Here is a 22,683-nt window from a genome sequence, read left to right as displayed (position 1 = left end):
CAATCGCGCGGCATGAGCGCCAACGCTGCCGCACGTCTCGTCGCGGCTGATCACCCCGTGAGCGCTGAGACGATCCGCCGCGGCCTGGTCGGCATTCGCTACGGCGACCGTGAACGTCGCGACCTCCACTCCCGCGTCGCCCACCTCGAGTCCGAGGTGAGCGAACTACGCGAACTCGTAGAGGAGTTGCGTAAGCAGTTCGGACGCAAACACACCACTATCCTGATCCGCCCGGACAGGCGATCCATCACAGTGGAGCAGGCCAAGCAGATCCGGCACAAGTATCGCAGCGGATCGACCATCGCCCAGTTGTCTGTCGAGTTCGGTGTCACTCAATCGGTCGTGTCGAACGTCTTGAAGGGCAAGTACTACCAAGACGCGATCGATATCGGCGAGGCTCGTAATGTCTTCCGGGGGCGTCGACCTGCGCTCACGCCCGAACAGCATGCCCAACTGGTACAGCTTCGCAATAGCGGCGCGCGCATCGACGACCTCGCCAAGCGGTACTCAGTGTCGACTGGGACGGTGTGGAACTACCTTCGGCGCGCTGGAAGTTGACAACCCTAGTCGGACGACTAGCGCGTAGGTGCTTGGCCGCCGAGTCCCCATTCCCACACGGGGATTCGAGCGGCGCGGGCGTGCCGCATGCAGTGTTGGGTGCCGATCGACTTGCCGCGCGGGAACGCCAGGCACAGGTCGGCACCGGTTCGGATCATCTCAAGGTTGCGGCGCGGTCCGGCGGCTGGGCAGTACGGGGTGCCGTCGCGTCGGTACCGCGGCGCGTGCTTGCACGAGTGGTCACAGTTGTCCCAGTCGGCGGGGTGCGGTTCAACGGGCAGGCCAGCGCTCCCCCAGATGTCGGCCGCGATCGAGTCGGCGCCGTCGGCCGCGCCGTGGACGAGGACGATCGGGCCGGGCTGGAGTTCACGCCATGCTGCGGCGAGCGCGTCCCGGATGGTCTGCCGATCGGTCCAGGCCCTGGAGCCGGTGACCAGCAGGCGTTTCACCCGTACGAGCAGTTCAGGTGCCAGCCGGGTTCGGCGTCGCCAACGTCCAGGCCGAGGAGTTCGACGAACTGGGCGATCTGGTCACGCCACTCCGGTTGTTCGACGAGTGGGTTCAGTGGTGTGGAGCTCCAGCCGTAGGCGTGCTGGACCGATGCCTTGATGCGGACTGCGTACTGTTCGTCGCCGCCGTCGCAGTCGTAGGAGTCGAGTTCGACGCCGATGCTGGCGATGAGTTCGCGTTTGCGGTCAAGGCTGTCTGACCACGCTTGGTACTCGGGAGTTTCGTGGAATGCCTGCTGGCGTCGCCGCAGAGTCTGCTCGGCGAGCTCACGGGCTTCGCGCGGGAGCCCCCATATTCCGCGGTCCTCGTCCGGGTAGTCCTCGGGGAACGGCACTTCGGTCCACCCGAGTCGACGGGCTAGTTCGTCTTCCCAGTCCTCGTTGTCCTGCATCCACTGGGGTTCGTTGGTGGTGTCGGTGTCGTAGTCGTACTCGGGTTCGGGCAGGTCGTACCCGAAGTACACGTCGGCGGAGGGGCTGCTACCCATTGGTTTCTCCGGTGGCTTTGAGTGCGGTTGCACCGTAGGCGACGAGGCAGGCGAGGGAACAGAAGTGGCCGGTATCGTCACCGAGGTCGACGGTGACCCATCCGGGGTTGCCCCAGCGGACAACCTCGACGTCGTCGATGCGTTTCCAGGAGTCGCACCCGTGACGGTCGCAATGCCGGGCGATCATGCGGGCCGCCATTCGCTGTCGGTGCGTCGCCACAGACGCCGGACCGTGAACCCGGACTTCGCGGCTTCCATGCGCACCGCGGCTTCGTCGGTGCCCTCGTAGGCGAGCAGCCCGTGTTCGTCGAATGCCGCCCACCACTCGGTCGGCTGCCAATCCGTCATCGCGGTCACGCCGACTCCTCGATGTTCAGGAAATTGCTGGTTTCCGTACCGCACGGAATCCCTGAATTTCCTGAACGTTCCGGGATAGTTTCCGGGTCGCGCAGGTCGACCAGGCAGGTGGCGCACTCGATGAGCCCGGAGTCGTGCAGCAGGAAGTCGGGACCCTCGCACCCGCACAGCGCTCGGATCGGAACACCGATGCTCGATGGCGGGTTCTGGCTGAATGCACGCGGCTTCACCGCGGCCTCGGCCAGCTTCGGCGCCGGGTCCGCCGCGTCGACCTCGGACATCAGCTTATCGAATTGGTCGGCGGGCAGAGTCACGTAACGCGCCGACCCGGTGACAGCCGAGAATGCTTGTGCCAGTTCGTCGTGACGGATTCGCCAGTCGGATGCCTCGGCCTGTGCCCGCGCGAGCTCGGCGCGCAACTGCTTCTTGGTCGTCACGCTGCCACCGCCTCAGCCGGGTAGCTTTCGCCGCGCACCACACGCCCGATCGTCGTTGTCGACACTCCGAACTCGGCCGCAAGCAGCCGGTAGGGCTCGCCTCGTCTGCTACGGAGGGACTCAACTTCGGGGTCAGTCAACTTGGCGGACCAGCGGGCTGCTCCCGTGGGCTCCGTTCCGTCCCGCTTCTTGTCCGCGATGTTCTCCCGGACAGTGCCCATCCGCAGTTCGGAAAGGCGGTTGTCGGTCTGCCCGTTGGGTCCGTGCCGGACCTGCATTCCAAGGGGAATCGGGCCAACGAACGTCTCGTACACCATTCGATGGATGTAATAGAGCTTCCTGTCGGTCGACCCGTTGCTCACCATCACGGTGAGATAGCCGTTCTTCAATGCCACCGGTCGACGAACCCGACCCGTCGATGCGCGGCGGACACGGCCGAGGTCCGAGACCTCATAACGGTCGTCGGCAGGGAAGGGCTTCCACTGTTCACCCATTCTTGGCACCTCTGGTCAGCCTTTCGCGTTGCGGCGCTGGGTCTTGCGGGCTTTGCGGGCGGCGCGGTTCTTCGCGCGCCGGCGGGCGATCTCGGTCTCGGGGACGGTGCCCTGGTAGACGTGCTTGCGCTGCAGACCCAGCAGGATGGCGCGCGCGTACGAGGTTTCGAACAGGCTGGTGATGGTGGTGCTCCTCGAGAAGAAGTCCGGCTGGTTCATGAGCGCTAGCGACTGGTGACCGCCGAGCGCTTCGACCTCGGCGCGGGAGAGGATGAAGGTCACGCTGCGGCCTGCTGTGTGAGGCTGTCGGCGAGATCGGTGGCGGTGAGTCCTTCGCCGAACCCAAAGTCGGTCCAGGTGTCGGGCTGCAGTTGTCGGCGCCCGTTGGCTTCGTCGCGCAGCCAGACCAGGCCGGTCGCCCACTGCTCGTCGTGCGAGAGCTGGTACCAGGCTTCGCGGTCCTCGTCCTCGGCGTCGGCCGGTTCCCAGGTGGTCGCCCCCGGGTTCGGGAACGAGTCGCACACGCTGTAGGACATGACGACCGGTTCGTCGTCGCGGGCACGGAGCAGTTCGATCACCGACTCCCAACCCATCTCGGCTCGGAACACGCCGTCGCGGCGGGCGCCTTCGATCAGGTCTGCGAGCCATGCCCGGTCGGCGCCTTCGACGTAGCCGTGGACTTCGCACTGGGCGTGGACGCGCGCGGCGAGGCGCATGCTGTCGCCGGACTGCTGGATGAGTGTGTTCAGCAGCAGGTGCCAGTGGTCGACGCGTTTCCCGTTGTGCACGAACGCGCCCTGGCTGTCACCGAAAGTGCCGAGGGCCAGAGACAGCATGCGCCCACCGCCGGGGTGGTCAAGGGCCGAGTAGGCCATGCTTGCGGGGTGCAGCACTCGGCGCAGCTCGGGGTAGCCGACGATGCCGACCAGCAGGCCGATGCTGGCCTCGTGGGTGACGGTGCCGAGGTGGGCGCGTTCGCTACCGAGGACAGCGGCGTCGCCGCTGGGGCTGTGGAAGTAGATGCGACTCACGCGGCGTCGACCTCGATCACGAGGGACGCGAGGGTGTCGATGACGTTGGCGACGGGCTCGCTGCACAGCAGACGCTTGCCACCCACCTGAATGCAGGTGAGGTCTGCGTAATCCTGGTGGACGCCAATGACGTCGATCTGACTGGCGCGCACGTAGAAGGCTTCACCGTTGTCGTCGGTGAGGCGAATGAACGTGTCGTTCATGCTGCTTGGTCTCCTGGGGTGTACATGAGGGATTCGAGGGTCACGCCGTTGTGCAGGCGCATTCGGATCTCGTCCAGCAGATCGGGGTTGCCGAGGTAGTGGATGACGTAGCGTGACGGGTCGAGGCCGCGGCAATGTTCTCGGCGGGTGATGATCAGCGGGCGGCTGTCGAAGCTCTGGTGCCGGGCGTAGATCGTGGCTGTCCGATGAGAACCGGCGAGGATCAAATGCTGACGGGCCGCCTGAGGCCGCGCAGTCGCGCGTGGCGCCGGTTGCCGCGGCCGGTACACCCAGCGGCGGGTGACCGTGTCGTACGCGGCGCGCTCGTAGGTGACGGTGGGCAGGTCGATTGACATCGGCGGGTTGTTGAAGTCCGTCAGCGTCGGAATCACCGGGGTGATGGTTTCCACTCGGTGGCCGACGTTCGGGCCGACCTCTCGTCCGTGCGCGTGCCCGCCCTCCAGGATCCCGCCGACCGGGTCCGGTTCCCACCAGGCGACCAACCTGCTGATCCCGTCCTGGCGATACTCGGTGCGGATCTCGGCGGAATCCAGTCGCACACCGGAGTACCGGTGCGCGACCTCTTCGAAAAAGCTGCAACGCACGTGCTCTCGCAGGCACTCCGCGTACGCCGCGTCGGGCGTATCCACCTGGCACCGGAGGCCACGGAGACTGTCGACTTCAGTCATCTCAATGACCCCGCGCGACGAGTTGTCATCGAACGGGTCGTCGGGCAGCGGCCAGATAACCCACGGCGCGACCGGGTTCCGTGGGCGCAGGAAGCCGTCGTAGTAGTTGCGTGGGAATTCGAGCTCCGGCGCGATCCAGCCACCGGCGTCGTAGCCGCTCGGCGTGGCGGGTGGCGTGAACTCGCCGTCGAAGTCGCTGCCGGGGCACAGCACTTCGCTGTCGTCGTCGGCGTACACGTATTCGGGGTCGACGAGGCCGCGGCGCCGCATCTGCTGCATGCGCCGGGTGATTGCGAGCCCGTGCCAGTCGGCGTCGCACCACACGTGCGGGCAGGTGACCTGGTTGACGTTCCTGTCGTAGCCGGACCTGTTCTCGTACTGGGACATTTGCCAGTCGACGAGTTCGTCGATGGCGTCCACGATGTCGCGGTCAGTCATCGGCGGCCTTGGCCTGCTCGTCGAACCGGGCGATCGTCTCGGGGCCAACTTCGTGCAGGCGGACGGTGATGCTGTTCTCGGGGAAGCCGGTCCACGTCGCGATGTAGTGCGCGGCGACACCCGCCAGGAACTGACGGTCGGTGATGCCGATTGCGCGGTCGGGGAAGTCGGTGACCCGCGCATCCCAGCAATCGGGGTGCGGGTGATCGATGATCGGCGCGACGAGCACGTCATAGACCGGCGGAACAGGCCCGAGTTCGCGGATTGCTGACGCGATCAGGCGGTCACATGCGGCCTGGTCGAATTCGCGAACTCGTACAGGGTCGACGTAGTGTCCGTCGTCATCGAACGGGTTCTCCGCTAGTCCGGCGCGGACTAGCGCCCGGTAGATGTCCCATTCCCAGCTGGAGTTGCCGAATGGGTACTTGCCGCTGAATCCCTCTTTGCCGAACCACACTCGACCGAGCAGCGCGACGAGGTAGCCGCGAATGGTGTCGGCGCCGCTGTCGTTGCCTGCTTCGAGGGGGAGTTCGAGGATTTCCGCTGGGGTCACATACTCATTCTCGAGGACCCGTCAAACCCGTCTCGCGGGTTGGCCGCGCGGACCCGCGCGCGGCCCAGGTGGGCCTACTTGCGGCGTGGTTTCACGCCCCGCTTGGCAGGTTCTACCCCGTTTTCACGTGCGATCTTCCGCAAATAGCCTGCCGTGAATGGGGACGCTTCCGCGACATTGTTCGGGGTTTCGCCGTCTCGCAATGCGCCGAGCGCGGCATCGAGCACTTCTCGTTTCGCCTTTTCTGTTTGGTCGCTGAGGCGTAGATATTTCCGGGTCGCCTGTTTCAGCCTGTCCAATGCTTCCGTCACGTGGAGATCGTATCGGCCGAGGCCAAGCACAGGATTGCCCCACAAACCTGAATTCGATACGATAAATCGAATTGCTAATTCGATTTAGAGAATCGAAATCATACGGGAAGGAAAGCGGTGTTGAGCAGCAGCGAATGCCGGATCGAGTTCACCGAAACCAACACTCCCGGTGGCGAAACCATCGTGTTCGGGGTGTGCGATCCGTGCGGTTTACCGATACAGGCGGCGAGTCGCGGCGACGCGGAAACCCGGTTCGACCATCACCGCACCATCCCCGCCCCACCGGCCGAGGTGTTGGCGCGGCCGGCGACTCCTGACGATGTGGACGACTACCCGGAGTGGTTCCTCAACGGTCGCGGCTATCCGGTGGCGGTCGCGGCGAAGTGTGTGCACGGGCTGGCGTTGGTGTCGTTCTGTTCCGGGTGCGCATGACCGCTTGACTTGTCCCCCGCAACAGAGCGTTACTGGTCCTACCAGGCGAAACGCACCGACCACGAAGGGGACGGCGATGGCGAACAGGACCTACTGTGTGGCGGCCTACGACGCGGAGACGGGTGTCCCCTTCGAGGAGGAAGTGTTCGAGGTGTACTACCTGCGCGACGAAGAGCACGGTGGGAACGCCGAGCCTGCCGCGAACGCCCTGATGGACGAGTTGAACGAGTCGCACGGCAACGGCCGTTGGGTGGATTGGTGCGTGCTCCGGTTCGGGTGAACCCGGTCAGGCCGCTTGGTCGAGGATGCCTCGGTCCAGGCGGCCTGCGATCAGTTCGCAGTAGCGTTCGTCGAGTTCGACGCCGACCGCGCGGCGTCCGAGGTTTTGTGCTGCTACCAGCGTCGATCCTGATCCGGCGAAAGGGTCGGCGATCGTCGCGCCGGGCACGGAACGGTCGATGAGCAACTCCATGAGCCCGATCGGTTTCGGGGTGGGGTGGCCGATCTTGCGGGCAAGCGCCGACATGCCGACGTTGGTGCGCAGGACGCTGCCGATGCGCCGGTGGGTGCCGCGGGGCCATTTCCCCCACAGGTAGATTTCCTCATGGGAGGACCCGAATGCGCAGGACAGGTCGCCCATGCCAGGCCCGCATCCGTCGGTTTTATCCCACACCAGTACGAGTTTGATGCCGGGCGGGCGCGGTACCCGCCAGGTGCCGAACATGAGCGCTGGCGCGTCGGGGTTGCGGGTTTGCCACCGTTGGAGTGCTTTGTCGCGGATTTCGGTGGTGTCGTCGCCCGCGATTAGCGTTTTGCGTCCGCCGCGCCCAGTGTAGGACATTCCATACGGCGGATCGGTGACAAGAACGTCAGCCGTCAGCCATTCATCATTGTCGAGGCATGATCCGTGGAATAGGCGAATCTGCCCGTCGTCGTAATACAGGGTCACGTGACCCCCGAGTTTCTACTCACGAACCATATTGTTGCTCCACGAGTCAAACCGCCCCGGAAAGAATGTTGCGGCGACCGCTTGAGCTGTCCGCAAGACCAGAGTTACGGTCGTCGTACACACCAACGAAAGGGCAGGAAAATGGAAAACGGGCTGATCGCGGAAACCCTGCAAACAATTCTTTTCACGGCCGATCACATCGTGCGCCGCGGCGACCACGTACGGATCGTGCGGGTGTGGCCCTCGGGGAAGGTGCGGGTCGCGAGCCTGGCCCGGCCGAGCCTGAAGGCCAACGTGCACCCGGACACGCTCACCGCGGCCTGAGCCCACACGGTCGTCCAACCGCTCCATAGCATGGGCCTCGGACTAGCGCCGAGCCTTATCCTGCGACTCTCGCTCGGGTACCTTTGATCGTCGTGAACAAGAACCGGCTTGAGATCTGGGTTAACAGGATCGTGGACCGCGTACTCGACGGTGGTACACGAGAGGACGACCTTGTCGAGATCAAGGGCGACTGGCCAGGACCGGAGCAAGCCGGACAGTTGGCCGGCATGGCGAACTCTGCGGGAGGGCAACCCATCCTGTGGATCATTGGATTGAGCGAGAGGCGTCACGAGCTCGTTGCTTTCGAGAAGGATCGCGACCTGAACACGTGGTGGCCTGCGATGGAGAAGCAGTTCGCTCATGGTGTTGCACCTCAGATCGAAACCCTTTACGTGGATATCGAACGCGGCGACCAACACATTGGCTCAGTGTGCGCGTTGCTGTTCGAAACCGACCGCGCCCCATACATGATCAACCTCAAGGATGAGGACAAAGACAAGAACACCGGATGGGCGAAGGCAGCTGTCCCGTGGCGTAGCGCGACAGGTACCCGGACCGCGACAAGAGCTGAATTGTTGTCGCTACTGCAAGCCAAAGCGGTCGTTCCGTCGATGGCTGTCGTCTGGTCCGACGTTTCGCTCTATGACCCCGCCAAGGCAGAAGCACCGCTGGACAAGACTCGTTTGTCATTCATGGCGATCGTGCTAATCGACTCGCAGCCGGGCCAACACACCTTCTTCCCAACACATCGTCAGCGGATCACATTGTGCAGTAGCCGCGGCCATGAGGTCGACTGCTCAGCGGCGACCTACGTTACGTCGGCCCCTATGCGGCCCCCATCCGATCCGAACAACCCCTTCGAAACGAGGTTCCCACGCCCCAAGGAGTTCAACCAGTATGGCGCAACCGATTCGCCCTCAGGACTTGTGATGATGGCCCCCGACGTTGTGCGTATGGAGCTCTCGGCATACCTCGAGCCAGCCGTCTCGCAATCACTGAGCGAATCTGACTGGGTTGAACTCGTCGCCGTTCTACCTATTGGCGCCTCAGACCAACAGGCGGGTCTACGGCAGCGACTCCTTCGGACAAAGCACCACAAGGTGGTGCCTGCAGACTACGGAGGCCAAGAACTGTTGACTTCCTGGGTCACGGGGCACCCGCCGAGGCGGCTTTCCGGCTCACAGCAGAAGGTTGAAGTGCGGATGCCTAGTGCGCATCCTTCGGCTCCCTCATGAGTGTCGAGTCGACCTGCTGTCCAGTCCAGGGCAGGTGCAGGCCGTCACCGTGACGCCGCGGCACCACGTGCACGTGCAGGTGGAAGACGGTTTGGGTGGCTTCAGCGCCGATGCTGGTGATGATGTTCGCCGAGGGGTGCGGTGTGATGATCTCGGCGGCGCGTTTCATCACCATGCCGGTCAGGATCGGATCCACGGTGGCGTCGGCGACGTGCTGGCGCGGGATGACGAGTAGGTGCCCGTCGGTGACCGGGTTGAGTGGTTCGATCGCGATCGCTTCGGGCCACGTGTACCGCCATTTCGCTGTCGCGCGGTAGGCGAGGATCTCGCAGAACGGGCAGGGATTCACCATGGCTGGCCGTCCTCGACTACGTCGGGTTCGATGTCCATCACTTCGCAGATGCAGCCGGACCCGGTCCAGTTGCGGCACAGCTCTTGTTCACAGCGGTCAGCCATGGTTCAGCCCTCGACGGGTTCGTAGGTAGCCTCGAAAATGTCGCCGCGGCATGGGTAGAACTCGCCGGCGACACCGCGGATCACGTAGTCGTCTGGGCTCGCGTGCATCGTGCCCTCCAGCGTGTCGATCGCGATGCTGTGCGGCTTACCGGGGCGGCACGGTCCGGAGTCGGGCTGGGAGCACGAGAATCGGGCGGTGCCGCCGTTTGCGAGCACCCAGTCGATGATCGGCGTCGCGCTCTCCGCGGTGCCGTCCCACTCCATGGCGGTGATGACGACGGGCTTCTTGCGGTACTGCTTGGCCTCAGCCATCGGTGTCCTCGTATCCGGTGAAGTCGACGTTGCAAAAGAATTGGTCGGGCGGGTCGTAGGGGTAGCTGTTGCCCTCGCCGGCGACCACGAAGATCCCGTTGCGCCCGGACCGCATCGGGCTGATGACGCGATCACCGGGCTGCGGCCGACGCGGAAGCCAGCCGTGGACTCGGCCGCGGCCGTTGCTGTCGGGCAGGGTCCACCAGGCGATCGTGTTGCCCCAGCTGCCGTGGTCGCCCAGCCGGAAGGTACGAGGCCCGTCACCCATCGGGGTTCTCCCTGCGTTGGCGGGCGCGCGCGATGGCTTCCCGGAATCGTGGCGACATGGTGTTCTCGTCGTCGGCGAGCATCTTGGCGAGCGCACCCGGCGCGACGATCGTGTAGTCCACGCCGCCGCCAGTGGGTTTGGCTGCTTCCACATCGGCAGCGGTGAACACCCACTCCCCCGCGGGCAGGGTGACTTCCAGTTCACGGATCCGCTCGGCGTCGCGCTGCTGCTTGGCGCGGATGGCCGCGTAGTCCTCCTGCGTCTGCGCGCGCAACGCCTCGAGTTGGCGGGTGCGGAGGATGGCGAGGTCGATCATGTTGATCAGCCCGCCGTCCGGCACGGTGAGTTCACGCAGGCGTCGCGGGAGCGTGTCGTATTGCTCGTCACCGCCCTCGTACGTACGCAGCGTCGCCTCGCGGATCTGCTCGAGCTCGGCGATGGTCAGGTCGGGCACGTCGGCGGTCATTCGGGTCCGGCCTTCCAGGCGGTGACGTAGCGGTGGCAGGCGGGTTCGCGGTGCACGATTGCCCCTTCGGGGTTGCGATCGATCCAGCCGTGTTGCACGTCGACACCCGTGGGCAGCAGGTCACCGAGCGCGTCGACGGCGACAGCCGCCATCTCTCGATGGAACTTCCGGTCAGATTCCGTCGCCGCATCCCATTCACGTGCCCGGCCCATGAACTTCTCGGTGTATGCGAAGTCCGCTTGGGCAACGCGCTCGATCGCTTCGGCGCGGATCTCCTCGGCGGTCACTGCCCGTCCTCCTCACGCGCGCGGAGCCCGGACACGAGGAACTCGGTGTCGTAGGCGTACGGGGTCATGCGGTGGGGTTTCCTTCGAGGGCGGTTCGGAGCTGGTTGATGGCGTGCTGTTCGATCGCCCCGAACAGGTCGGCGTGGGCAGGGCTGGTTCCGTGTTCCCATTCGCGTAGCAGCGCCTGTACGCGGTCGAGGGCGTCGAGCAGGTGGGGCAGGTTCGTCATCGCCCAGGCGATTGCGTGCGCGTCGGCCTCGTCGTTCAAGCTCGTGCCGGCGGTGGCGAACCGTTCCAGCAGGCCGTCCGCGGTGGTGCCGACGGCCCAGTAGTCGGTGGGCACGATCCCGCTCGGTGGCGTGGCTGACCATTCGCCGCGGGTGGCTTCGGCGAACAGCGAGCGACCCTCGGCGACGAGGTGGCTGAGCGGTCGGGCGGTCACTGACGGTCTCCTTCGTGCGGATGGTCGGCCAGCCGGGCGGCGTGGTTGAGACGGAACGGTGCACTGCACCAACAGGTTTCGTGATGCAACACCTGACAAGCGAGACATCGTGGTCCCCGCTCGAACGCGAAGTCAGCCAGTGCACCGCAATGGCAACGTGCCCACGGCCGCGCGAGCCCGTCGACCCTCCCCCGGCTCCAAAGCCGGAGAAGGCGACGGGCGATCACCGGCCAGTCCCTCACCGGCCGGAGCCATTCATTGGTGCGCACATCTACATTCCACAATCCATGTCAAACCCGTCCTGCCGGTGGTCATGCCGCTGCTCGGGTGGCTCGTCGCCGCGGGGCCGCCATTGTGGCCCCGCGGCTGTCGAGGTCGCTTTCGTCCCACTGGAACGGCAGCGGCCAATGCATCTTCCGGCCGTGATTCCGGGCACGCGATGACGGTCCCGGCTCGAGCTGCAACCGAGCGAACACGGCGGCCACTCGTCGGTGCTTGTCGACGGTGATCAGCTCAGGCCGGGTACGAATCACCTCCGACACGCCGCTCTCCCCCATCCCACACTCCCGCGACAAGGTCGACATCGGCCAACCCGCAGCGACGAGCGACTGCAGTCGGCGGATCGCGCCAACCGCCGGCATGAGGTCGCTGGCCGCGGCTACCTGGTGCGGGGCACCGGGGATCGGGACAGCGAGCAGCCGCGCCGCGGTGCTCTCCCAGATCTTCTCGGCCGGACCCGCACGTTTCCCCGACAGCAGCGTGAACAGCGAACTACGCGGGATGCCGGAGATCTTCACGATCTGACGACGACTCACACCCGCCGCGATGAGCGCGAGGACATGCTGGCGAGCGGGTTCGGCGTCGACGAGTACCGATTGCCATCGTCCGTATGCGGTCAGGCGTTCAAGGACGATCTGGTAGCAGGAGTGACACAGGCTACGTCGGAGCGGTTTGTATTCTCTGCCGCATCGGGTGCAGTTCATGCTGCCACCAGGTCGGGTTGCTGCTCGCCCAATGCTGCGGCGACGCGTTCGCCGAGGAACTGGGCGACGTTCACCGCGACCGCGTTCCCGATCTGCCGCCGCACCTGCGAGTCCGTACCAGTGAACACGTACGAGTCCGAGAAGCCTTGCGCGCGTGAGAGCTCCAGGGTCGTCAACCACCGATGCACCGGGCCGTCCGCGGTGCGCATCGCCAGCGCGTGATGGTTGCCGCCAGCGGTGATCGTGTACAGCTGCTGGGTGTCTGCGCGGCGCGGCTTCGCGTTGCGTCGATAGGTGACCACGTGCGGCACGTCGATATCGGGGATCGAGTCGATCTGCGGCGACACGTACAAGCGGCGATCGCCGAGGACTTCGAACGGAGCATCGGGGTCGAGGATCGTTGTCACGGGAGTCCGCGGCACCGTGGGCACCGTGAGGTCGACACGGCCGTCGCGGGTGAACACGATGAACAGGCGCCGACGGTCCTGCGCCACCGGAACCGGCCCGACCTCAGCAGCATTGAGATGCACGATCTGTTCGCGATAGCCAAGAGCGCGCATGCCGGCGAGCCACATCGGGAACAGCACCCAGTTCTGGAACTCGCGCACGTTTTCGACGATCACAGCTTCATAGCCGTGGATCTCAGCCGCCGCCAGGACCGCGAACGCGGTCGCCCGATCTACCTTGTCTGCGGTGTCGCGGCGAAGTTCGTCTTCGGTGCTTCCTTGCCGGGTGCGGGAGGCGACAGAGTGGCGGGTGCAGGACGGTGATGCCCACAGAACGTCGGTGCGCGGGTACGTGCCGAAGCTGGTGTTGGTGAGGTCGGCAGTCCGGTGCTCGGTGTCGGGGTGGTTGGTTTGGTGGGTCGCGACGGAGACGGGCCAGTGGTTGGTGGCGATCCAGATGTCGTATCCGGCGCGGCGGAGTCCTTCGCTGGAACCGCCTCCGCCGGCGAACAGGTCGGTCACGGTCAGCGCCATTGGGCACCTCCCGGAGTGTGGCCCAGATTGGCTGTAGCGTGTTCAGCCTGACCGATCCCCCGTCGAACGTTTGTTCGGGCGGCAGCGTGGACGCTGGCCTGCCGTACGGCCGCCTCACGTTTGCGAGCGGGGCCGCTACGGAACAACGATCCGACTGCAGCAAACTGCGTCCCGTGTACGCAGTTTCTTCCGCTAACGGTTTTGTTCATGCTGCGATCTCCCGTCCGATGAGCCGGGCGACGCATGGGCAGTGGGCTTCTTCGCCGGTGGCGGAGGTGCAGGTGTGGCCGGGTTCGGCGTTGCAGGTTGGGCAGGGGTAGCTGAGTGCGGCGTTGACTTGGTAGGCGGCGAGGACGGCGCGTCGTTTGGGTTGTGGGGCGCTGGTGGTGCGGGTTGCGATGTGTGCGGCGATGTCGAGGACGGCTTCGGGGGTGATTCGGTAGGCGTTGGTTTTGTGGTGGATGGCGACGGCTTCGGATGCGGTGTTGCGGTTGAGGTGGCCGATGGTGTTGTGCCAGTGGCTGATGGTGTCGGCGTTGATGGGGCGTTGGTCGTAGGCGGCGATTTCGTCGAGGATCGCGGCGGTGTCGGCTCGGTTCATGCTGCGTCGGTCTCCTCGGTCGGGTGGTCAATTTCGGGGGTGCTGTTGAACGCTTTCTGCGGGCCTTGACCGATTTCGGCGAGGATGTTCCACAGCGGTTGGAGGTGCCGCGGTGGCTGTTCGAGCTGGCGGCTGGTGCGGGCGAGCCGGGCACGCAACTCGTCGGCTTGTTCCTCGGTCAGCCGGACGGGGGTTCGACGGCCGAGGGCGACGGCGCGGGAGTACCGGTGTGCGTCGTTGGTGCTGTAGCCGAGGTCCTGGAGGGCGTAGTTCGTTTCGTCCATGAGGCGGCGCCGGTCGTCGGTGAGGTTGCGAAGTGCCTCGTAGTAGGCGGCTTTCGCGTAGCTGATGATGCTGGCGGGCAGCGGTCGGAAGCCGGGGGGTTCGGCTTGGTAGGCACGGTCGACGCCGGCGATGAGGTCTTCGCGGCCGAGTCCGGATTGGGCGAAGGCGTTGGCCCAGGCGACGATCGCGGTTTGGCTGGGGGTGGGGAACCACAGGTCGTAGCCGGAGCAGCGTTTGAGGACTTCGTGGGCGGTTTCGAGGTGCTGGTCAGGGGTGGTGGTCATGCGATGTCCTCGATGTAGTCGGTGTCGACGAGGCTGATGAGGGGCCGGTCGCTGCTGGTGGGGAGTGCGGCTTGGTTGGTGGCGGTGGGGACGAGCCCGAGGGAGCGTTTGGCGTCTTCGAGGGCGGTGTCCCAGCCCGCGGTTTTGCGGTCGTGGTGCGACAGGTGTGTGCCAGCGCTGGTCGTGGTGGGGGCGATTCGCACTTTGGTGGCGTCGTCGACGAGGTGGCCGAGGAGGCCGGGGCGCGCTTTGGGTCGGGTCATCCAGTCTTGGAGTCCGGTCGTGATGTCGGCGTGGGTGGCGCCTGCGCGGAGGAGTTGGTCGACTTCGTGCCGGAGGGCGGTTTTGGTGGGGCCGCGGAGGTCTCGGCAGGTGTGTTGGACGAGTTTCCAGCTGTCGAGGTCGGTGTTGGCGTCGCCGTCGTTTTCGGGTTCGCTCGCGTTACTTTCGTAAGCAGCGGCTGGTACGTAAGTAGTTCTTTCTTTCTCTATCTCTATCTCTGCTACGTTTTCGCTAAGCGGATGCCTAGCAGGTGCTAGAGCTTCGCTAGGCGTTTGGTGGGCGTTCCGCTTGGCGTTCGCCGCCTTTCGGAGACCGCCCTTTTGCCCGGCTGACCTGGCTTTTTCCTTCGCCGCTTCGACCTCTGCTCGGGTCTGGTTGTGCTCGGCGTAGTCGTGGAAGATGACGCAATTTTGTTCTGGAACCTCAGAACAGACGCCGGTGGCAAGAACTGCTTTTCTGTTCCGATCTGTTCCCATCTTCCGCCAGACCGCCATGCCGATCTGGCCGTCGGTGAGGTACTCGCGGCAGTGCATGAGGGCACGGACGATGAGGAACTTCTGGGCGTCGTTGAGGGTCGCGAACTTCGGGTGGCGGTCCATGTCGACGGCCAGCGTGATGAAGATCCGATTGTCCTTCGGCACGGGGCGGTCCGTCCTTTCGGCGGGTGGGTTAGGCAGCGTTGGCGGCGCGGCGGCGCGCGTTCCGTTTGGCCGTGGTGTCGTTGACACGGCGGCAGGTCCGGCAGGAGCGGCGCCCGTCTGCGGTCCGTTTGGTGTTGACCGCCGTGTAGGCGTGCCCGCGCGGGCAGACGGGCCGCTCAGCGAGCTTGATGCCTGCAGCAGCCCAGTCCGGCTGGGTTCGCGGGTCGTCGATATCGATGCCTTCCCAGGCGAGGGGTGGGACTTTCCCTGCCTGGTGTGCGATGGAGGCGACATGGTTGCTCGGGCCGCGGGTTCCAGACAGTTGCTCGTAGAGGTTCTGTACGGCGTGCCAGCGGGCGTAGCTGGTGTGTCGTTGTGAGCACAGTTGGCTGACGATGCTGCTGTCGACGTTCAGTCGGGCAGCGAGCACGCGCCGCGGCCAGCCGAGGGCCTGCAATGCCTCGATCCGGCGTCGGGCTCCGATCGCGAGGACGTGGAGTTGCCGAGGGTGCGGGTGCACGGTGACTGTGAGAATGCGTGCGGCGAAGTCGATTCGGATCCGTTTGCAGGTTGCGACGGCCTGGATGGCTTGCCGGTCGCATCCGACGACGTAGCCGATCATTTGGGGCGTGACGCCCAGGCCGCCGAGTTCAGCAATGTGCTGTTTGATCGGCTCCGCCGAGGTGAACAGCTGGATGCCGTTGGCCTTGCGCCACCGATAGCGTTTGGTATCGAGGGTGCGCTTGTGCAGAGTCGTCACGCCGCCTCCCTGCGGAGTTCGCGCCGTCGCCGCACGAGGGCCTGTCCGGCGCCGTCTGGGCTGACATTGAGACTTCGGGCGAGGCGTTCGTGGTCCCAGCCTTTTGCTATGGCGTGGTCGATCAGCGCTTTGCGTTCAGCACCGCGGACCTCGCCGGCGTGGCGGCCGTCGATCATGCGCTGCAGCAAGACCTCGTCGAGTTCGTTGGCAGGTTCGGCGTCGAGGAGCGGGATGCTGTCGGGGTGGTCGATGTCGATGCCTTCCCACGCCATGGGCGAGGCGTAGCCGCGGTTGGTGGCCTTCTTCGCCCCGATGCTCGACGGGCCGCGTTTCCCGGAAAGGGTTTCGTAGGCCAAGTCGATCCGTTGCCAGGTCTGGCCCTCGGTGCGTGTGCCGCGTGCGGTTCGGCTGACTTGTTCGACAGCGATTCCGGCTACCGCGCCGATGTCGGTGTAGGTCCAGCCGAGGACCAGTAGCGCTTGGATGCGACGTCGGGCGCCGAGCGCGGGCACGTAGCGGGTGTCGTGTTCTGGGCAGGTTGGGATGTGTGAGACAGCCAGCAGCCGGGCGGCCTGTTCGGCGCGAGCGGTGCGGTAGGCCCGGCGTCGGAAGTTGTTCACGGTGGGTGGAGTGAGCCCGGCTGCCGCTGCGATCGAGGAGTCGTTGAATCCGATGCTGTGTAGCCAGATCGCGTGGTCTTGCGCGGGTTTCGCGTCGACCATCGTGGATGGTTCGCCGCGGTCCTGGCGCATTCGCCACAGCTTGTGGGCTTTGTAGTCGCCGATTACCGGCACAGTGGAACGGGGAGCGCTCATGCTGCTTCGCTTTCGGGTGCGAGCTGGATCGGCCATTCGGTGCGGACACCGCTGGGGTCGCGGTCGTTTCGGCGGAGCCAGTCGGCGTATCGGTAGGCGTCTTCGCGGTACCAGTGGGCTTGGCGTTCCATCAGCTGGTCACTGGTGTAGTCGGCAAGGCCCGTGTACACGCGGGGCAGTTTCCAGGCGAGGCGGGCTGCGGCGAGCGCGTCGGCTTCGGCGTCGTGAGCGTCATCGAGGCGCATCCCGTAGTGGATCATCACGGCCGACAATTTGCGTTGGCCTGCGCCTTTGCGGAATCTGTCGTACTGCTTGTCGAGGCAGAACGGGTCGATTACTAGGCCTGCTGCGGTGAACGAAGGTTCGTGGGCGGCAAGCAGCGACAGGTCGTAGCTGGCGTTGTAGACGGCGATGCCGCGGCCTTCTGCCCACACGGTGCGCAGCTCGGTGACCACTTCGGCGACTACCTGGTCGTGTGGGTGTCCGTGCCGTTGGACGTATTCGTCGGTGAAGCCGTGGATTTCGGTGGCTTGAGCGGGGATGGGGACGCCGGGGTTGGCGATCCAGTGGCGGCGCTGTACCTCGGCACCGTCGATCCGTCCGACGAACGCTGACACGATCCGTGCCGTGAACGGGTCGGTGCCGGTTGTTTCGAGGTCGAAACATGCCAACGGGAGTTCGGTCCAGCTAGTCATGGGCGTCTGCCATGGCGTTGACGGCGTCGAGGACGGTCTGGCCGGGTTTGACGAGGACAGCCTTGAATCCGTCGACGCGGTTGCAGTACCGGTATGCGGCCAGTTCGTCGTCGCCGAACGATTTCACCTCGTAGCAGTCCCCGCCCTCCCCCGACCGCTTCCCAGCGGTCGGGTAGGCGAGCCATACCCCGTCGGGATCGTGCGGCGCCACAATCAGGTGGTCGCGGCGCATCATTCACCGTCCGGGAGCGGGATGCCGTCGTAGTAGTCGGACGGCGCGTCGGTGGCCTGGCCGTCATCGGTCGCGGTGGGGTCGGCAGTTTCGGCGTCGATGACGTTGGGGTCGTCGGGGTCGACCTCGACGTGGATCGGGCGGTCGATCGCGTCGGGGGTGATGTCGACGCGGACTGCTTCGTCGTGCTCAATAGCGCGGGCGAACTCGGTGCTCTTGGGCATCCACTTCGACAGCTGCCGGACTACGGTCTTGTGTGCCATGCCTTCGAAGTTGTCGATCCAGGGGCCAAAGATGCTCTTATCCTTGCGGCGCGCCTTGGCGTGCTGGTCGCGGTACTCGATCATCTCCTCGTAGGTCATGACGAGGAACGCGTGGCCGCCGGTGGTGAACTTCGCGATGGCGTAGAAGGCCACGATGTTGCCGCGGCTGCCTTTGAGGTTGGGCTTGTGAATGAGGGAGTCAGCGAGGCCGTAGTCGACGTCGAATGTGTCGTTGGCGTACACGGTGCGCGCGATCAGCGAGCTGATCTTTCCGGAGCGGTGGGCGAGTTCGACCAGGCCCTGATAGCCGATAACCAGTTGTGCACGCATCCCCCCGTTGCGCTGACGACCGCGATCGTCGCGCCACTCGAACCTGCTGTCCCAGAACGGAAGCAGCCAAGCGTGGCCGAGGACTCCGGGGCGCAGGCCGAGCTGGGCACAGGTCATCAGCGAGCCGAGGATGCTTGCGTTGTCACATTCGGCAAGCTTGGGAGTTTGCCGCAGGCAGGTCAGTGCGTCGCGCACAAGCTGGGCGGCTTCGCCACCGCGCGGCATCGCGAGCGCGAATTGCTGTTCCATGTTGCGGATCTGCTGCTGCAGCGACGGCGGCTTCTGCTCGTCATGCGCGACGAGTTCCTGGCTGGCTTCGATGCGTTCGGTCAGGTTGCGGGCCATGATCAGGCCACCTCTTTCAGGTCGAGGGAAGTGGAGCGGTACTTCGCGTACACGTCGGGGTGGTCCTCGCGAAGTTCGTGGGTGTCGAGCGCGGAGCGGGTGGAGTACTCGGCGAACAGTTCGGGCTCGTCGTCGCGGAACTGGGTAGACCGGAACGGTCCGCCCTTCGTGGAGACCCACACGTCGTCGCCGACGAGCAGCCGGGAGTGGCCGTCCATCAGCGCGCGGATCTTGTTGCCCGCGGCGTCTTTGCGTTTCTTGGCCGCCTTCTCGGCTTCCTGCGCGGCCCGGTACTCGGTGTGGAGTCCGCTGATCTGCTGGCGGGTGACCTGCAGGTCTCCCCCGACGAACGGATGCAGCATGTCGACGGCGCCGCGGTCGGCGCTGGTCCCGGTGATCGGCGGCTCGACGTCGGCGAGGACGAAGTCGCGCCAGAACCGGTCGCACGCGGGCACGAGGAGCTCGATCAGCTTCTCGTTGCGTTCGATCCGGGCGATTTCGAGGCGGTTGCCACCGATGAGGCCCGCGGCGTAGGCGTGGGTGGCGCCGGTGACGTACATGCCGTGGTGGAGCTGGATTTCGGCGTGGTCGGGGATCTGTCCGTCCCACTTGCCCGCCATGAACCAGGCGGTGTTCTTCGTTTCCAGCAGACCGCCGTCGGAGAGGAATCCGTCGGGGCTGTACAGCATGTGGGGACGTTCGATCGACTGCAGAGTGCCGGGCAGCTCGACGGTGAGGCCGAGGCGTTCGCAAGCGACCTGGCGGATGACGGGTTCCAGTGCGCGGCCCCAGAACATCGATTCGGTATCGACGCCTGAGTCGGCGGGTGCACGGCGGGTCTTACGCAGCCAGATCGTGTACGGCGAGTCCCAGTCGACGAGCCCGAGCAGCGCGGACACTTCGGAGGATCCGATGCCAGCGAGACGCGCTTCGAGCCATTCCGGGCTGCCGTGTTCGGTACGCGGAAGCTCTTGGTAGAAGTGCGGGTTGGTCACAGCACGGTCCAATCGAGCAGCCAGGCGATCGCGCCGAAGAAGGCGCCGAACGAGAGGCAGATCAGCAGGACGGCGAGGGATTCGCCGATCTGTCTGGGGGTGTGGGTACGCTTCGTGTCAGTCATTCCGCGGGGTCCTTCTTTCGCTGTCGCGGAGTGGCTCGCCCGTCTCCCAGTGCTAGTGGGGGGCGGGCACCTTTAGCTCCGCTGAGTTGAATTGAATGCATTCAACAGACTACAAGCGATTGCACCTTCAATCAAGGGCGGACAGGTCAGGGCACTGTTGAGTCCGGGATAGTCCGGTTGAACCGACTCGCTGGCGTCACCTGCGGAAATCGGTGACACTTGTCAGTAACATCACGACATACAGTCGACTTGAGCATCTACCACTTGAGTCAAGATGCCGATACCATCGACCTGACCGGTGTTCAACGCGGCGTGCGCTGGATCTTGACAGCGAACCGAGCGGCGTTACGGAAGGCGACCTATGACTGACACGAAGCAGCCCCCAGCGACAGAGAACCGCTGGTGGGACTACGTCGAGGATCTGTGTGCCGCTAACGGCATCAACACCGCCCAGTTCGTGCGGTCGGTCGGAGTCACCGGCGGCGCAGCCACAGCATGGAAGAACCGCGGCGGTGCAGCCACCCCGCAGGTCGCCAGGAAAGTGGCCTACGAGTATCAGCGGCCCGTGCTCGAGGTGTTCGTCAACGCCGGCCTGCTGTCATGGGACGACCTGACGTCGAAAGAATCCATCGCGAACTCCTCACCCGATCAGCTCTCCGACGCCGAACTCATCCGCGAGCTCCAGAAACGTCTGTCGGCGTATGCCGCTGAGAACGAGGAGCTTCACGCGAAGGTCGATCCCGCGGCTGAGCCGGAGGATAAACCGTCGGGTCGGCGGCGGTCGTCGCGGGTGTCGACAGTGATGCGGCGACCCGACACCCGCGATTAACGCAGACAGCAAGAAAGGTGCCCCCACCGGTTTCGGTGGGGGCACCTTCGATTCTCTGAGCTTCGGTGTTCTAGGCGGCGGGCTGCCAATGCTGCTGGGCGCACCGCATGAGCGAGTCGTGGATCGTTTTCGCGCGGGCACCGAGCCCGTCGCCTCCGTCAACTTCGACCGAGATGGAGCAGTGCCAGTCGCCGTCGCCGGTTGCGCGCCAGCCGGTCTCAGCGCTTGGCCGGTTGACGAAGGCGTCGGCGGCGAACCCACATAGCGTGTCGTATTCGTCGTCGGCTAGCTGGGTGCGGGTGACGGGCCACACTTCGATGGTGCCGCCGCGATCGACGGTGTGGTGGCCGATGATCTTCCACCAGTGGTCGCCGTCGGTCCAGTAGTGGGCGGGCCCGGCCGCGGGGTGGACCTTGATGCCTAGGGTGCCGACATCGGGGCTGAGATCGGCGTCGAGATGGATCGGTGAGCATGGATAGTTGGAGCCGAGCGTCATTGGTCTGGTCCTAGCTACTGATGGGGTTGATATCGATGGCGCGGAGCGGTGTGCCCGATGCTTGCCAGCGGGCGTTCGGTAGCGTCCTTCTCTCGCGCGTGCTATCTCGAGTGGGTTGTCACCAGTGGCTCATCCTCGTGTGGTCGCCAGCCCCCCTGAGCTGGCCTTTCTCCCGACTTCGAGGCCATCTCGCATGGAAGCGAATTTACCGGAATGTTGTGCTTGTAAAGCTTGACTGCGACCCTACTACTCAGAATCTTAGTACTCAACCACCGTTATCGGTTCGTTTGCCAGGAAGCGGGTTTTGCTGGTGTCGACTTGGGGAACTTCGGGCTCGCATGCCCCGCATGGGGCTACGGTGTCGTGGTGACGGAAGGCTTAACCAACCTTGACCAGGCGGTCGGGCGGGTCATCGCTCAACACCGGCTGGCGTTGCCGATGACTCAGCCCGAGTTCGCGAAGACACTCGGCACGAGCGCGCCCCGCGTACGGAACTTCGAGCAGGGCCGCCAACCTGTTCCACTCTCCTTCGTGTGGCAGGCCGCCAGTGTGTTCGGCTGCACAGCAACCGAGCTCGTATCCGAAGCCGAGGAATTGCTGAGACAGAAGGGGATCACGCCTGCGCTGCCACGATCCAACCCGGTCGTGGAAGACATCGGCCGGTCGCTGGGCTTCTGACGGCGCCGATATTTCGCTACGGTGTGCCGATTTCGACACCCACTGACATGCAGGTCTCTAGAATCCGGGCGTGTGGTTTGTTGGATTGGTCACGGTTGCAGTCGGTGTTGCTCGTCTGTCCATCTGGAAGGTTAAGAGAGGGTCGCGGCGGTTCACGCTCGCGTTGCTCCTCACCGGTGCCGGGTTCCTGCTTCCGTCGATGACGGTGGATATCGACTCGACGAGTTTCGGTCTCCGCCTGACATACACGGTTATCGCGGCCGGGGCGTGCGAGCTGTACGGCTGGATCCTGATCAGCGGCCTGACCGCGACGGATGGCGGTCACGAGGTCGGGTTCGGTGTGGCGGTTTGGGCGTGGCGAGCACTCGTGGTGGCGATGGCCGCCGGCATGCTGTTTCCCTCCCTGCAGCCGTTTGGCGCTATGGCCGTTGTGCTGATGGCGCTGACGGTCGGTGCGCTCGGGGTGGCGACGTTGGCGCGGATCTTCCGGCGTGCGGAGGCGACGACGAAGGTGACCGCGGCTGTTGTTGTCGGCGGGTGCGGGTTGGTCGAGATCGCGTTTGTGGCTGTCGCGGTGCATGGGCTTCGAGGCAATCCGGATTGGCTGTCCGAGAATGCTGGGTTGGTGACGTATTTCGTGACGATCCCGGTGACGGTGGCGCTCACTGTCGCTGGTGTGCTCGGGTTGTGGTCGGCTGCGCGGGAGTGGCGAGCGGGGCGGCAGGACCCTGAGGAGCTGCGGTAGCGATCGACTGGCTATCCAGGCGTGCTCGGTGTGGATCTGGTGGTGGCTACGTGAGGTTGTCAGGCCGTTGTCAGGCCGTC

The 22,683-nt window shown here is 65.0% G+C and carries 40 protein-coding genes; 8 read left to right on the top strand and 32 right to left on the bottom strand.

Annotation, left to right across the window (positions count from 1 at the left end; translation table 11 throughout):
- The first annotated feature begins 12 nt into the window (after positions 1-12).
- A complete protein-coding gene (locus ACFOW8_RS29020) occupies positions 13-558 on the top strand; it encodes a helix-turn-helix domain-containing protein (RefSeq protein WP_378554871.1) in 546 nt (181 codons plus the stop codon).
- 17 nt (positions 559-575) lie between these two features.
- Here ACFOW8_RS29020 and ACFOW8_RS29015 read toward each other — a convergent pair whose 3' ends face one another.
- The 12 genes from ACFOW8_RS29015 to ACFOW8_RS28960 all read right to left on the bottom strand — a co-directional run bounded on the left by ACFOW8_RS29015 (position 576) and on the right by ACFOW8_RS28960 (position 6,068).
- The gene (locus ACFOW8_RS29015) at positions 576-1,007 is read right to left on the bottom strand and encodes a DUF2493 domain-containing protein (RefSeq protein ID WP_378554870.1); all 432 of its coding nucleotides are present in this window, start codon (positions 1,005-1,007) and stop codon (positions 576-578) included.
- Positions 1,004-1,555 (bottom strand): hypothetical protein, encoded by a 552-nt coding sequence (locus tag ACFOW8_RS29010; RefSeq protein WP_378554869.1) that lies wholly within the window; start codon positions 1,553-1,555, stop codon positions 1,004-1,006. Before ACFOW8_RS29010 ends, ACFOW8_RS29015 begins: the two co-directional genes overlap by 4 nt.
- Positions 1,548-1,742, bottom strand: a complete 195-nt coding sequence (locus ACFOW8_RS29005) for a hypothetical protein (protein ID WP_378554868.1) — start codon at positions 1,740-1,742, stop codon at positions 1,548-1,550. The genes ACFOW8_RS29010 and ACFOW8_RS29005 overlap by 8 nt, the downstream gene beginning before the upstream one ends.
- Positions 1,739-1,912, bottom strand: coding sequence for a hypothetical protein (locus ACFOW8_RS29000; RefSeq protein WP_378554866.1), 174 nt, complete (start codon positions 1,910-1,912; stop codon positions 1,739-1,741). The genes ACFOW8_RS29005 and ACFOW8_RS29000 overlap by 4 nt, the downstream gene beginning before the upstream one ends.
- Positions 1,909-2,331 carry a hypothetical protein gene (locus tag ACFOW8_RS28995; RefSeq protein ID WP_378554865.1) on the bottom strand — a complete coding sequence of 141 codons (423 nt, stop codon included), beginning with the start codon at positions 2,329-2,331 and terminating at the stop codon, positions 1,909-1,911. Before ACFOW8_RS28995 ends, ACFOW8_RS29000 begins: the two co-directional genes overlap by 4 nt.
- Positions 2,332-2,345: 14 nt before the next feature.
- Positions 2,346-2,843: an NUMOD4 domain-containing protein gene (locus ACFOW8_RS28990; protein ID WP_378554863.1), complete on the bottom strand. Its 498-nt coding sequence runs from the start codon at positions 2,841-2,843 to the stop codon at positions 2,346-2,348.
- A 15-nt stretch (positions 2,844-2,858) separates the two neighbouring features.
- Positions 2,859-3,125, bottom strand: a complete 267-nt coding sequence (locus tag ACFOW8_RS28985) for a hypothetical protein (RefSeq protein ID WP_378554861.1) — start codon at positions 3,123-3,125, stop codon at positions 2,859-2,861.
- On the bottom strand, positions 3,122-3,874 hold the full coding sequence (locus tag ACFOW8_RS28980; RefSeq protein WP_378554860.1) for a hypothetical protein: 753 nt from the start codon (positions 3,872-3,874) through the stop codon (positions 3,122-3,124). Before ACFOW8_RS28980 ends, ACFOW8_RS28985 begins: the two co-directional genes overlap by 4 nt.
- Positions 3,871-4,077 carry a hypothetical protein gene (locus tag ACFOW8_RS28975; protein ID WP_378554859.1) on the bottom strand — a complete coding sequence of 69 codons (207 nt, stop codon included), beginning with the start codon at positions 4,075-4,077 and terminating at the stop codon, positions 3,871-3,873. Before ACFOW8_RS28975 ends, ACFOW8_RS28980 begins: the two co-directional genes overlap by 4 nt.
- Complete coding sequence (locus tag ACFOW8_RS28970) at positions 4,074-5,204, bottom strand: hypothetical protein (protein WP_378554858.1); 1,131 nt, start codon at positions 5,202-5,204, stop codon at positions 4,074-4,076. The genes ACFOW8_RS28975 and ACFOW8_RS28970 overlap by 4 nt, the downstream gene beginning before the upstream one ends.
- On the bottom strand, positions 5,197-5,757 hold the full coding sequence (locus tag ACFOW8_RS28965; protein WP_378554857.1) for a hypothetical protein: 561 nt from the start codon (positions 5,755-5,757) through the stop codon (positions 5,197-5,199). The genes ACFOW8_RS28970 and ACFOW8_RS28965 overlap by 8 nt, the downstream gene beginning before the upstream one ends.
- A gap of 74 nt (positions 5,758-5,831) precedes the next feature.
- Entirely contained in the window at positions 5,832-6,068 is a 237-nt protein-coding gene (locus ACFOW8_RS28960; protein ID WP_378554856.1) for a hypothetical protein, read from the bottom strand.
- A gap of 120 nt (positions 6,069-6,188) precedes the next feature.
- Here ACFOW8_RS28960 and ACFOW8_RS28955 point away from each other — a divergent pair, with 120 nt between their 5' ends.
- Both ACFOW8_RS28955 and ACFOW8_RS28950 read left to right on the top strand, forming a co-directional pair.
- On the top strand, positions 6,189-6,500 hold the full coding sequence (locus ACFOW8_RS28955) for a hypothetical protein (RefSeq protein WP_378554855.1): 312 nt from the start codon (positions 6,189-6,191) through the stop codon (positions 6,498-6,500).
- A 76-nt stretch (positions 6,501-6,576) separates the two neighbouring features.
- A complete protein-coding gene (locus ACFOW8_RS28950; RefSeq protein WP_378554854.1) occupies positions 6,577-6,780 on the top strand; it encodes a hypothetical protein in 204 nt (67 codons plus the stop codon).
- 6 nt (positions 6,781-6,786) lie between these two features.
- Here ACFOW8_RS28950 and ACFOW8_RS28945 read toward each other — a convergent pair whose 3' ends face one another.
- Complete coding sequence (locus ACFOW8_RS28945) at positions 6,787-7,449, bottom strand: DNA-methyltransferase (RefSeq protein WP_378554853.1); 663 nt, start codon at positions 7,447-7,449, stop codon at positions 6,787-6,789.
- Between the two features lie 141 nt (positions 7,450-7,590).
- Between ACFOW8_RS28945 and ACFOW8_RS28940 the strand changes: the two genes are divergently transcribed.
- Together ACFOW8_RS28940 and ACFOW8_RS28935 are read left to right on the top strand one after the other, a co-directional pair.
- Positions 7,591-7,773, top strand: a complete 183-nt coding sequence (locus tag ACFOW8_RS28940; RefSeq protein WP_378554852.1) for a hypothetical protein — start codon at positions 7,591-7,593, stop codon at positions 7,771-7,773.
- Positions 7,774-7,865: 92 nt separating this feature from the next.
- Positions 7,866-9,008, top strand: coding sequence for a hypothetical protein (locus tag ACFOW8_RS28935; RefSeq protein ID WP_378554851.1), 1,143 nt, complete (start codon positions 7,866-7,868; stop codon positions 9,006-9,008).
- Here ACFOW8_RS28935 and ACFOW8_RS28930 read toward each other — a convergent pair.
- The 18 genes from ACFOW8_RS28930 to ACFOW8_RS28845 form a co-directional block, all read right to left on the bottom strand.
- On the bottom strand, positions 8,980-9,360 hold the full coding sequence (locus ACFOW8_RS28930; protein WP_378554850.1) for an HIT family protein: 381 nt from the start codon (positions 9,358-9,360) through the stop codon (positions 8,980-8,982). The genes ACFOW8_RS28935 and ACFOW8_RS28930 overlap by 29 nt on opposite strands.
- A gap of 107 nt (positions 9,361-9,467) precedes the next feature.
- Positions 9,468-9,776, bottom strand: coding sequence for a hypothetical protein (locus ACFOW8_RS28925; protein WP_378554849.1), 309 nt, complete (start codon positions 9,774-9,776; stop codon positions 9,468-9,470).
- Positions 9,769-10,044, bottom strand: a complete 276-nt coding sequence (locus tag ACFOW8_RS28920; protein WP_378554848.1) for a hypothetical protein — start codon at positions 10,042-10,044, stop codon at positions 9,769-9,771. Before ACFOW8_RS28920 ends, ACFOW8_RS28925 begins: the two co-directional genes overlap by 8 nt.
- The gene (locus tag ACFOW8_RS28915) at positions 10,037-10,510 is read right to left on the bottom strand and encodes a hypothetical protein (protein WP_378554847.1); all 474 of its coding nucleotides are present in this window, start codon (positions 10,508-10,510) and stop codon (positions 10,037-10,039) included. The genes ACFOW8_RS28920 and ACFOW8_RS28915 overlap by 8 nt, the downstream gene beginning before the upstream one ends.
- Positions 10,507-10,797, bottom strand: coding sequence for a hypothetical protein (locus tag ACFOW8_RS28910; protein WP_378554846.1), 291 nt, complete (start codon positions 10,795-10,797; stop codon positions 10,507-10,509). Before ACFOW8_RS28910 ends, ACFOW8_RS28915 begins: the two co-directional genes overlap by 4 nt.
- A 64-nt stretch (positions 10,798-10,861) precedes the next feature.
- Complete coding sequence (locus tag ACFOW8_RS28905) at positions 10,862-11,239, bottom strand: hypothetical protein (protein WP_378554845.1); 378 nt, start codon at positions 11,237-11,239, stop codon at positions 10,862-10,864.
- Positions 11,240-11,550: 311 nt separating this feature from the next.
- Positions 11,551-12,036, bottom strand: coding sequence for a hypothetical protein (locus ACFOW8_RS28900; protein ID WP_378554844.1), 486 nt, complete (start codon positions 12,034-12,036; stop codon positions 11,551-11,553).
- A 182-nt stretch (positions 12,037-12,218) separates the two neighbouring features.
- Entirely contained in the window at positions 12,219-13,202 is a 984-nt protein-coding gene (locus ACFOW8_RS28895) for a DNA cytosine methyltransferase (RefSeq protein WP_378554843.1), read from the bottom strand.
- A gap of 205 nt (positions 13,203-13,407) precedes the next feature.
- Entirely contained in the window at positions 13,408-13,803 is a 396-nt protein-coding gene (locus tag ACFOW8_RS28890; RefSeq protein WP_378554842.1) for a hypothetical protein, read from the bottom strand.
- Positions 13,800-14,372 carry a hypothetical protein gene (locus ACFOW8_RS28885; RefSeq protein WP_378554841.1) on the bottom strand — a complete coding sequence of 191 codons (573 nt, stop codon included), beginning with the start codon at positions 14,370-14,372 and terminating at the stop codon, positions 13,800-13,802. The genes ACFOW8_RS28890 and ACFOW8_RS28885 overlap by 4 nt, the downstream gene beginning before the upstream one ends.
- On the bottom strand, positions 14,369-15,295 hold the full coding sequence (locus tag ACFOW8_RS28880) for a hypothetical protein (protein WP_378554839.1): 927 nt from the start codon (positions 15,293-15,295) through the stop codon (positions 14,369-14,371). Before ACFOW8_RS28880 ends, ACFOW8_RS28885 begins: the two co-directional genes overlap by 4 nt.
- Before the next feature lie 28 nt (positions 15,296-15,323).
- Complete coding sequence (locus ACFOW8_RS28875; protein ID WP_378554838.1) at positions 15,324-16,055, bottom strand: hypothetical protein; 732 nt, start codon at positions 16,053-16,055, stop codon at positions 15,324-15,326.
- Complete coding sequence (locus tag ACFOW8_RS28870) at positions 16,052-16,870, bottom strand: hypothetical protein (protein WP_378554837.1); 819 nt, start codon at positions 16,868-16,870, stop codon at positions 16,052-16,054. Before ACFOW8_RS28870 ends, ACFOW8_RS28875 begins: the two co-directional genes overlap by 4 nt.
- Positions 16,867-17,565, bottom strand: a complete 699-nt coding sequence (locus ACFOW8_RS28865) for an exonuclease domain-containing protein (protein WP_378554836.1) — start codon at positions 17,563-17,565, stop codon at positions 16,867-16,869. The genes ACFOW8_RS28870 and ACFOW8_RS28865 overlap by 4 nt, the downstream gene beginning before the upstream one ends.
- Entirely contained in the window at positions 17,558-17,797 is a 240-nt protein-coding gene (locus ACFOW8_RS28860) for a hypothetical protein (RefSeq protein ID WP_378554835.1), read from the bottom strand. Before ACFOW8_RS28860 ends, ACFOW8_RS28865 begins: the two co-directional genes overlap by 8 nt.
- On the bottom strand, positions 17,797-18,735 hold the full coding sequence (recT, locus tag ACFOW8_RS28855) for a recombination protein RecT (protein WP_378554834.1): 939 nt from the start codon (positions 18,733-18,735) through the stop codon (positions 17,797-17,799). Before recT ends, ACFOW8_RS28860 begins: the two co-directional genes overlap by 1 nt.
- 2 nt (positions 18,736-18,737) lie before the next feature.
- Positions 18,738-19,730, bottom strand: a complete 993-nt coding sequence (locus ACFOW8_RS28850; protein ID WP_378554832.1) for a YqaJ viral recombinase family nuclease — start codon at positions 19,728-19,730, stop codon at positions 18,738-18,740.
- Complete coding sequence (locus ACFOW8_RS28845) at positions 19,727-19,855, bottom strand: hypothetical protein (RefSeq protein WP_378554831.1); 129 nt, start codon at positions 19,853-19,855, stop codon at positions 19,727-19,729. The genes ACFOW8_RS28850 and ACFOW8_RS28845 overlap by 4 nt, the downstream gene beginning before the upstream one ends.
- A gap of 361 nt (positions 19,856-20,216) precedes the next feature.
- Between ACFOW8_RS28845 and ACFOW8_RS28840 the strand changes: the two genes are divergently transcribed.
- Entirely contained in the window at positions 20,217-20,684 is a 468-nt protein-coding gene (locus ACFOW8_RS28840) for a hypothetical protein (protein ID WP_378554830.1), read from the top strand.
- A 70-nt stretch (positions 20,685-20,754) separates the two neighbouring features.
- Here ACFOW8_RS28840 and ACFOW8_RS28835 read toward each other — a convergent pair whose 3' ends face one another.
- Positions 20,755-21,180 (bottom strand): hypothetical protein, encoded by a 426-nt coding sequence (locus ACFOW8_RS28835; RefSeq protein WP_378554829.1) that lies wholly within the window; start codon positions 21,178-21,180, stop codon positions 20,755-20,757.
- A 366-nt stretch (positions 21,181-21,546) separates the two neighbouring features.
- Between ACFOW8_RS28835 and ACFOW8_RS28830 the strand changes: the two genes are divergently transcribed.
- Both ACFOW8_RS28830 and ACFOW8_RS28825 read left to right on the top strand, forming a co-directional pair.
- Positions 21,547-21,858, top strand: a complete 312-nt coding sequence (locus ACFOW8_RS28830) for a helix-turn-helix domain-containing protein (protein WP_378554828.1) — start codon at positions 21,547-21,549, stop codon at positions 21,856-21,858.
- Positions 21,859-21,928: 70 nt separating this feature from the next.
- Positions 21,929-22,603 (top strand): hypothetical protein, encoded by a 675-nt coding sequence (locus ACFOW8_RS28825; RefSeq protein WP_378554827.1) that lies wholly within the window; start codon positions 21,929-21,931, stop codon positions 22,601-22,603.
- Positions 22,604-22,683 lie beyond the last annotated feature (80 nt).

It is taken from the genome of Nocardia rhizosphaerae (assembly GCF_042650365.1).
GTDB lineage: Bacteria > Actinomycetota > Actinomycetes > Mycobacteriales > Mycobacteriaceae > Nocardia > Nocardia rhizosphaerae.
This window is presented reverse-complemented; position numbering and strand designations above follow the sequence as displayed.